Source organism: Streptomyces sp. ActVer (assembly GCF_027270795.1).
Taxonomy (GTDB): Bacteria; Actinomycetota; Actinomycetes; order Streptomycetales; family Streptomycetaceae; genus Streptomyces; species Streptomyces umbrinus_A.
The window spans coordinates 1-1,918 of record NZ_JAPWHT010000829.1 but is presented as its reverse complement, the minus strand read 5'-3'; the positions used below and the strand labels follow the sequence as shown (position 1 = coordinate 1,918).

The window sequence follows — 1,918 nt, the reverse complement described above, 5'->3', positions numbered from 1 at the left end:
ACCGTGCCCGGCGGGTCCTGCCGGGCCGCCGCGCGGGCCCACGCCCTGGCCGCGTCCACGCACTGGATCAGCGCGGCCGCCGCCATCAACGCCCAGACCAGCGCCATCGTGAACGCGACCAGCACGGGCAGCACCACGGCCGCCTCCGCCGTCACGAAACCCCGGTCCCGGGACATCTCCAGAGGCACGTCCGGGCTTCGAACCCGCCCCGGACCGGACGGCCCGGCCTCCACATCCGCCACCGTCTCCGCCACCGCACCGGCCTCAGAACTGCCCATTGAGCGCCCGCCCCACGATGTCCTGCAGAGCGCCCCGCACCTGCCCGCTGGTCAGCACCTCATAGAGCACCACGGCGAATCCCACCGCCGTGATCAACCCCATCGCGTACTCGGAGGTGACCATCCCGGCATCCCTCCGCACCTTCCGGTCCCGGTCCGCCACGACCCACGCCCGCACCGGCCCCAGCATTCGTACTCGTACTCGCCACATTGCCTTGCTCATCCGAACCCCCGTACAGCTCTGTTCCGTTGACCTTTGAAGTTGGACCTTGGCCCTTCGACCCTGCGGCCCTTTGGCGCTTGGCGCTTGGCCATTGGCCATTGGCCATTGGCCATTGGCCGACCCTGATCGCTCGTCGTTCACCCCGTCCCGTACGTCACCCACCACCTCCGCCCAGCACCCCGCCCGCGAGCCCGATCACCACGGGCAGCACGCCGATGGCGATGAACGCGGGCAGGAAACAGAGCCCCACCGGCGCGGTGACCAGGACACCCGCCCGCCGGGCACGGGCCGTGGCGGTGCGCCCCCACTCCGCGCGGGCCTCCGCGGCGATGCGTGCGACGGGCCCCGCCGCCGGTACGCCGGACTCGCCCGCCCGTTCCAGCAACCGGGCCAGTGCCCGTGCCCCTGGTAGGACGGCCAACCCGCGCCACGCCTCGGCCGGTCCACCCCCGAGCCGCACCTCGGCCGCACCCCGCGCCAGCCGCTGCCCCACGGGCCCGTCCAGCGCCTCCCCCACCGCCTGGGCGGCCACCGCGGGACCGGCTCCGGCCGCGATGCAGGCGGCCAGCAGATCTGCGGCGAGGGGCAGTTGCCGCGTGGCCAGCCCCACGTCGAACTCCTCCACCGGCGCCGGTCTCCGCTGCCACCGCCACATCCCGAAGCCGGCCACCAGCCCGACCACGCCCCCGGTCACACCTCCGACGACGGCCCAACAGACGCTCAGGGCACCGAAGACCGGCAGCCATCGCCTCAGCTCACCGCGCATCTCCAGGCGCCGCCCACCGGACGCCGACTCCACGGCCGACCCCATGCCCACGGCCGGCCCCATGCCCACGGCCACCACGGCCTTCAACCGCCTTCGCGTCCTCCGCTCCCGCCACCCCGCGCCCAGGGCCCGGGCGAGCGCCCACACCGCCGCCACGACGCACAGCGCGACCCCCAGCCTGTGGACAACTTCCGCGCTCATCCCGCCTCCGCTCCCCGTACGATCCGCAGCACCCACCACAGTCCGGCGCTCTCCAGAACCCCGCCGACGAGCAGACAGCCCAGCCCCGCGCCGGTGTGCAGCACGACATGCAGTGGATCGGCGCCGAGCGCGGTGCCGAGGAGCAGTCCGAGCACCGGCAGTCCTGCCAGCAGCACCGCCGTGGACCGGGCACCGGACAACTGGGCACGCAGGTCGGCCCGTTGGTCCCGCTCCGCGCGCAACGCGCCTTCCAGCCGGTCGAGCCCGGCCGCGAGTCCGGCGCCCCTGTCCACGGCGACGCGCCAGCACGCGGCGAGACCCAGCAGTCCTTCGGCTCCCGGTCGTCGTGCCGCGTCGGTGAGCGCGCCGGGCACGTCCCCGCCGAACCGGGCCGCCGCCAGCACCACCGCCTGCGCGCGGCCCAGCCCGCCCGAGTCACGGGATGCGCCA

General features: G+C 74.6%; 4 protein-coding genes. All 4 read right to left on the bottom strand.

All coding sequences use genetic code 11. From position 1 onward, the window contains the following. Nucleotides 1–278: TadE family type IV pilus minor pilin (locus O3Q52_RS52540; protein ID WP_269655462.1), on the bottom strand; the 278-nt coding region annotated here is incomplete at its 3' end. After that, nucleotides 265–501: a DUF4244 domain-containing protein gene (locus tag O3Q52_RS52535; protein ID WP_269655461.1), complete on the bottom strand. Its 237-nt coding sequence runs from the start codon at nucleotides 499–501 to the stop codon at nucleotides 265–267. The genes O3Q52_RS52535 and O3Q52_RS52540, both read right to left, overlap by 14 nt. A 154-nt stretch (nucleotides 502–655) precedes the next feature. Next, a complete protein-coding gene (locus tag O3Q52_RS52530; RefSeq protein ID WP_269655460.1) occupies nucleotides 656–1,468 on the bottom strand; it encodes a type II secretion system F family protein in 813 nt (270 codons plus the stop codon). Continuing rightward, a partial coding sequence (locus tag O3Q52_RS52525) for a type II secretion system F family protein (RefSeq protein WP_269655459.1) occupies nucleotides 1,465–1,918 on the bottom strand: 454 nt, incomplete at its 5' end. The genes O3Q52_RS52530 and O3Q52_RS52525, both read right to left, overlap by 4 nt.

What these genes read in the sequence shown, in the direction of transcription:
- O3Q52_RS52535 (WP_269655461.1), bottom strand. Translation starts at nt 501, where the DNA reads ATGAGCAAGGCAATGTGGCGAGTACGAGTACGAATGCTGGGGCCGGTG.
- O3Q52_RS52530 (WP_269655460.1), bottom strand. Translation starts at nt 1,468, where the DNA reads ATGAGCGCGGAAGTTGTCCACAGGCTGGGGGTCGCGCTGTGCGTCGTG.